The sequence below is a fragment of the Streptomyces sp. NPDC031474 genome (genome assembly GCF_055581185.1).
In genome coordinates this window covers 573,427-579,750 of sequence record NZ_JBVIJX010000003.1, presented here as the reverse complement: position 1 = coordinate 579,750, position 6,324 = coordinate 573,427, and the positions used below count along the sequence as shown (strand labels likewise).

Annotated in this window: 5 protein-coding genes; 2 read left to right on the top strand and 3 right to left on the bottom strand. The window is 70.7% G+C overall.

Features of this window, described 5'->3' with window-relative positions:
• Positions 1 to 169 precede the first annotated feature (169 nt).
• Positions 170 to 2,125, bottom strand: coding sequence for an alpha-1,4-glucan--maltose-1-phosphate maltosyltransferase (locus ACZ5SK_RS08215; protein ID WP_334582271.1), 1,956 nt, complete (start codon positions 2,123 to 2,125; stop codon positions 170 to 172).
• A 75-nt stretch (positions 2,126 to 2,200) separates the two neighbouring features.
• Positions 2,201 to 2,500 carry a DUF5133 domain-containing protein gene (locus tag ACZ5SK_RS08210; RefSeq protein WP_079657609.1) on the bottom strand — a complete coding sequence of 100 codons (300 nt, stop codon included), beginning with the start codon at positions 2,498 to 2,500 and terminating at the stop codon, positions 2,201 to 2,203.
• A gap of 295 nt (positions 2,501 to 2,795) precedes the next feature.
• Between ACZ5SK_RS08210 and ACZ5SK_RS08205 the strand changes: the two genes are divergently transcribed.
• Together ACZ5SK_RS08205 and glgX are read left to right on the top strand one after the other, a co-directional pair.
• Positions 2,796 to 3,308, top strand: coding sequence for a pep a2 (locus ACZ5SK_RS08205; protein ID WP_457494851.1), 513 nt, complete (start codon positions 2,796 to 2,798; stop codon positions 3,306 to 3,308).
• 44 nt (positions 3,309 to 3,352) lie between these two features.
• Positions 3,353 to 5,470, top strand: a complete 2,118-nt coding sequence (gene glgX, locus ACZ5SK_RS08200) for a glycogen debranching protein GlgX (RefSeq protein ID WP_334582269.1) — start codon at positions 3,353 to 3,355, stop codon at positions 5,468 to 5,470.
• 30 nt (positions 5,471 to 5,500) lie between these two features.
• Here the strand turns inward: glgX and ACZ5SK_RS08195 are convergent, their stop codons facing one another.
• Positions 5,501 to 6,301 carry a VOC family protein gene (locus tag ACZ5SK_RS08195; protein ID WP_334582268.1) on the bottom strand — a complete coding sequence of 267 codons (801 nt, stop codon included), beginning with the start codon at positions 6,299 to 6,301 and terminating at the stop codon, positions 5,501 to 5,503.
• Positions 6,302 to 6,324 lie beyond the last annotated feature (23 nt).

Sequence of the window (6,324 nt, the reverse complement as noted above, 5' to 3'; positions counted from 1 at the left end):
CCGACGCCGTCGCCGTTGCTGTCCTGGAAGGAGCGGACGAGGACCTCGTAGAACACGGCGCGTTTGAACCACTCGGGGTCGCGGTCCTTGGCGGGGGTGTCCTCGAAGGTGTCCGGAACGGGTGAGTTGACGGTCATGGCGGTCTGGAGCCTCCGATCGGCGGTGCGGGTCACCGGACGTGGAACACGTGGGCAGGCGTCCGGCCGGGCTCCAGGCGCACGTAGTTCGTGCTGCCCCAGGCGTAGGTCTCACCCGTCAGTTCGTCGTGCACGGACAGGGATGCGCCGTGGTCCAGGCCGAGTTGCGGCATGTCCAACGACACCGTCGCCTCCTGGGTGTGGCGGGGGTCGAGGTTGACGACGACCAGGACCGTGTTCGACCCCGCGCGCTTGCTGTACGCGATGACCGACGGATTGTCCGTGCCATGGAAACGGAGGTTCCGCAGCCAGTGCAGGGCCGGGTTGGCCCGCCGGATCTCGTTGAGCTTCGTGATCAGCGGGGCGAGACTGCGCCCACCGCGTTCGGCTGCCGCCCAGTCACGGGGCTTGAGCTGGTACTTCTCCGAGTCGAGGTATTCCTCGCCGCCCTCCTTCAGCGGCGTGTTCTCGCAGAGTTCGTAGCCGCTGTAGATGCCCCAGGTCGGGGAGAGCGTGGCGGCGAGGACGGCGCGCGCCTCGAAGGCGGGCCGGCCGCCGTGCTGGAGGTAGGCGTGCAGGATGTCGGGGGTGTTGGCGAAGAGGTTGGGCCGCATGTACGACGCCGACTCGCCCGACAGTTCCGTGAGGTAGTCGGTGAGCTCTTCCTTGGTGTTGCGCCAGGTGAAATAGGTGTACGACTGCTGGAAGCCGATCTGGGCCAGCGTGTGCATCATCGCGGGCCGGGTGAAGGCCTCCGCCAGGAAGATCACGTCGGGGTCGGTGCGGTTGATCTCCGCGATGACCCGCTCCCAGAACACCACCGGCTTGGTGTGCGGGTTGTCGACGCGGAAGATCCGCACCCCGTACGACATCCAGTGGCGCAGCACGCGCTGGGTCTCGGAGATCAGACCCTTCATGTCGGCGTCGAAGGCGAGGGGGTAGATGTCCTGGTACTTCTTCGGCGGGTTCTCGGCGTACGCGATCGTGCCGTCCGGCCGGTGGTGGAACCACTCGGAGTGCTTGTGCACCCAGGGATGGTCGGGGGAGCACTGCAGGGCGAAGTCGAGGGCGACCTCCAGGCCCTGGTCCTTCGCCTGCCGCACGAACCAGGCGAAGTCCTCGATGGTCCCCAGGTCCGGGTGGACGGCGTCGTGGCCGCCCTCCGGGGAGCCGATCGCCCAGGGCACGCCGACGTCGTCCGGCCCGGCGTTCAACGTGTTGTTGCGGCCTTTGCGGAACGTCGTGCCGATGGGGTGGATCGGCGGCAGATAGACGACGTCGAAGCCCATCGCGGCGATGGCGGGAAGCCTGCGCGCGGCGGTGCGGAAGGTGCCGTGCGGGCGCTCGGGGGTGCCCTCGGAGCGGGGGAAGAACTCGTACCACGCGCCGTACAGCGCGCGCTCCCGCTCCACCAGCAGCGGCAGCGACTCGGAGGCGGTGACCAGATCGCGCAGCGGATGACGGGCGAGGACGGCGGCCGTCTCCGGCGCCGTGGCCGCCGCGTAGCGCTCGGCCACCGGCAGGGTGTCGTCGAGCAGCGTCTTCGCCGCGTCCCTCAGCACAGTGCGCTGCGGTCCGCGCGGGGCGCGGGCGGCCGCCCGCGCGTGGAGCCGCCCGCCCTCCTCCAGGACCAGACCCGTGTCGATGCCCGCCGGGATCTTGATGTCCGCGTGGCGGCGCCAGGTGGCGATCGGGTCGCTCCAGGCCTCCACGGTGAACGTCCAGCGGCCCATGGCCTCCAGGGTCACATCGGCGCCCCAGCGGTCGCTGCCGGGAGCGAGTTCGCGCATCGGCGTCCAGGGTCCACGGCCGCCGTCCGGGCCTTTGAGGACCACGTTGGCGCCGATGGCGTCGTGGCCCTCGCGGAACACCGTCGCGGAGATCCGCACCGTCTCCCCGGTCACGGCTTTCGCCGGCCGCCTGCCGCACTCCACGCGCGGTTCGACGTCCCGTACCGGGATACGGCCGATCGCCCTGGTGGACTTCACCTCTGCACCTCCGCTTGCTGAAACTGGCTCTGTTCGCCCGGTGTTGGGCGACCGGACCGCACCCGCGTCGCGGCGCTACGTCTCCGCCGGAAGACACGGGAGGGAGCGCGTCGCCGAGAGCCGTGCGACGCCGTTGCGCCGGCTCGGCCCCCTGCGCTCCCGGTGATAAACGTCCGTAGCGGCCCGTAGATACTGTTCGGCGGCGTCCGCGGCCTCCCGTGCACAGCGCTTGGCCATCAGCACGCACAGGGTGTACCCGCAGTCCTCGAAGGCGGCCCGCACCGCGTGGTCGCCCGGGCGCGCGAGCATGGCCCGCTCCCAGGACCGGTAACTGCCCAGAGCTCTGGCGACTTCGGTCTTCGCTGGTTGCAGCATCGCGCGGTTCACCTTCCGGGAGTCCAAGAGGTACGCCGCTCGAAGCGAGCGGGCCGGCCCTTTCCGCAGAGGCGCGAAAGCGTCCAACCTCCCGAGGCCTTCACTTATGGTGCACGGCACATCACCCAACGTCCTGTTGGATCTTGGTCGTGGTGCGCTCGTGTTGCACGAATGGCGTAGCAGCCGCACTGTGGTTGTGACTCAGAAGCGATTACCGCTCACGCTTCGTGTCGGGGAACTCGGCCCGTCGGGCCGGACCAGGAGCGAGAGCCTCGCGGGTGAGGAGCCAACGACGATGAAGACCGCAGTCCCCTGCTACTACCACCTCGACATGGACGTCAGTCCGGAACGGGTCGGACATATCAGGCGCATCCTGGCCGCTCATCTCAAGTACTGGGATCTCGACCCGCTCGTGGAGCCCGTCTGCCGCGGCGTCGAGATGCTGCTGAAGGCCATCGACGAACACGCGACGGACAAGCAGGCCTCGATCGAGATGTGGTGGAACGGCCAGCATCTGATCACCGCCATCGGCGGCGACGACCGTCATCTGCGCCCCGACCAGGACCTGCGGGCCTGTCTGGAGCGCATCGCCGCCATGAGTGACGGCTGGGGCTGCTGCGCCACCGACACCGGCAGCAAGGTCATCTGGTTCTCCCAGCGGGCCCGCGCCGGCGAACGGGTCCCCCTTGTGCCGACGGCGCCGGCGCCCAGCCTGCGCGAGGTGCGCCAAGTGCCCCGCGAACTGCCCGTGGCGGCCCTGGCCGCCCCGGCGGACGAGGTTCGGGGCGTTCTGGAGGCTGCCCGGTGACCTCACGGCCGAACCGGACCGACCGGACCGACCGGAGTGCAGGGGTGCCCGCGTGGAGCGGGCACCCCTACCCGTTGGGCGCCGACTTCGACGGGCAGGGCACCAACTTCGCCTTGTTCAGCGAGGTCGCCGAGCGCGTCGACCTCGTCCTCGTCGACGACGACGGCACCGCCCACGGGGTCCCGCTGACCGAGGTCGACGGCTTCGTCTGGCACGCCTACCTGCCCGGTGTCGGCCCCGGGCAGCGTTACGGCTTCCGGGTGCACGGGCCGTGGAACCCGGCCTCCGGCCACCGATGCAACCCGGCGAAGCTGCTTCTCGACCCCTACGCACGGGCCGTCGACGGCCAGGTCGACAACCATCCCTCCCTCTTCGAACGAGCGGGCGACCGCCCCGACCCGGCGGACAGCGCCGGGCACACCCCGCTGGGCGTGGTCACCGACCCCGCCTTCGACTGGGGCGACGACAAGCCGCGCCGGCGCTCCTACGCCGACACGGTGATCTACGAGGCCCATGTCCGCGGTCTGACCCGCACCCACCCCGACGTCCCGTCCGCCCTGCGCGGCACCTACGCCGGCCTCGCGCACCCCGTGGTGACCGGGCACCTCACCTCGCTGGGCGTCACGGCGATCGAACTGATGCCGGTCCACCAGTTCGTGCAGGACGGCGTGCTGAAGGACCGCGGGCTGTCCAACTACTGGGGCTACAACACCATCGGCTTCTTCGCCCCGCACCACGCCTACGCCGCCCACGGCACCCGCGGCGAACAGGTCACCGAGTTCAAGACCATGGTGAAGGAGCTGCACGCGGCCGGCCTCGAAGTGATCCTCGACGTCGTCTACAACCACACCGCCGAGGGCAACGAGAAGGGTCCCACCCTCTCCTTCCGCGGCATCGACAACGCCTCCTACTACCGGCTCGTGGACGGCGACTGGTCGCACTACTACGACACCACCGGCACCGGCAACAGCCTCCTGATGCGGCACCCGTACGTCCTCCAGCTGATCATGGACTCCCTGCGGTACTGGGTGACGGAGATGCACGTCGACGGCTTCCGTTTCGACCTCGCGGCCACCCTCGCCCGTCAGTTCCACGAGGTGGACCGGTTGTCGGCGTTCTTCGACCTGATCCAGCAGGACCCGGTGATCAGCCGCGTCAAGCTCATCGCCGAACCCTGGGACGTCGGCGAGGGCGGCTACCAGGTGGGCAACTTCCCGCCCCTGTGGTCGGAGTGGAACGGCCGCTACCGCGACGCCGTACGCGACTTCTGGCGGGCGGAACCCGGCTCGCTGGGCGAGTTCGCCTCCCGGCTGACCGGCTCCTCCGACCTGTACGCCCACAGCAGGCGCCGCCCGCGCGCCAGCGTCAACTTCGTCACCGCGCACGACGGGTTCACCCTGCGCGACCTCGTCTCGTACAACGACAAGCACAACGAGGCCAACGGCGAAGGCAACCGGGACGGCGAGAGCGACAACCGCTCCTGGAACTGCGGGACCGAGGGTCCCACCGAGCGCCCCGCGGTCCTCGCGCTGCGCGCCCGGCAACAGCGCAACCTCCTCGCCACCCTGCTGCTGTCGCAGGGCATCCCGATGCTCTGCCACGGCGACGAACTCGGCCGCACCCAGGGCGGCAACAACAACGCCTACTGCCAGGACAACGAAGTCTCCTGGATCGACTGGCGGTTGACCGACGAACAGCGGGGTCTCACCGACTTCTGCCGACGCCTGCTCGCCCTGCGCGCCGGCCACCCCGTCCTGCGGCGGCGCCGCTTCTTCCGCGGCGAGACCGTCACCCACGCCCGGCAGCCGCTGCCCGACCTGGTCTGGCTGCTGCCCGACGCGCGCGAGATGACCGACCGCGACTGGCACCGCTCCGACGCCCACAGCGTCGGCGTCTTCCTCAACGGCGACGCCATCGCCGAACCCGACCCCTGCGGCCGGCCCGTCGTCGACGACTCGTTCCTGCTGCTGTTCAACGGCTACTGGGAACCCGTCGCCTTCCGGTTGCCCGGACCCGGGTACGGCGAGCGCTGGACGGTGTGCGTCGACACCGCGGAGCCCGACGGCGGCCCCGACGAAATGGAGTACAAGGCGGGCGCCCGGCTGACCCTGGAGCCGCGCAGCCTCATCGTCCTGTCACGGCCCCCGCACCGCTCGGGGTGATGCCCGGGGTGAGGGGGCAGGGGGTGCGGATCAGCGCTCGCGGCGCGAGGTCACCGTGAACTGGGCGCCGTCCGGATCGCGCAGCACCGCCTCGTCGGCGGACTCGACCAGCACGCTGCCGCCGTGCTTCTCCGCGGCCCGCGCGCAGGCCGCCACGTCCGCGATGGCGAAGTGCACCTGCCAGTGCGGACGGATCGTCGGGTCGGGTGCCGCCTCCAGCGCCCCCGACTCGATCCGGGCCACCACATCGCCCCGGCTGCGCAGCACGACCTCACCGGCCTCGTAGTGGACCTCGCAGCAGCCGGGGCGGTCCGTGGCCCAGTCGAGGATCTCGCCGTAGAAGATGGCGGAGTCGAAGGCGTCGCGCGTGTGCAGCCTGATGAAGGCGGGCGCCGCCTGCCGCCACGCCTCCCAGTTGCCGATCAGCTCCCCCTCCCAGATGCCGAAGGTCGCGCCCTCCCGGTCGGCCAGCAGCGCCGCCCGGCCCGGCGGCAGCGAGATCGGCCCCACGGCCACCGTCCCGCCGCGCTCCCGGGCCCGGGACGCCGCCTCGTCCGCGCTGGGCACCGCGAAATACGGCGTCCAGGCCACCGCCATCTGCCACATCGAGGCGACGGCGGCCACCCCCGCGACCGGCACCCTGCCGACCAGCGCCGTGCGGAAGTGGTCGCCGAGCGCGCCCCGGCGCCACTCCCAGCCCAGCACGGCCCCGTAGAACTCCTGGGTGGCGTCCAGATCGCGGCTGGTCAGGCTCACCCAGCAGGGCGCGCCGAACACGGAGTGGGTGGAGACGGAGCCTCTCGCACGGGCGGATGTGGGGTGGTCGTTCATGGCACTCGTGTTCCTGCTCTCTC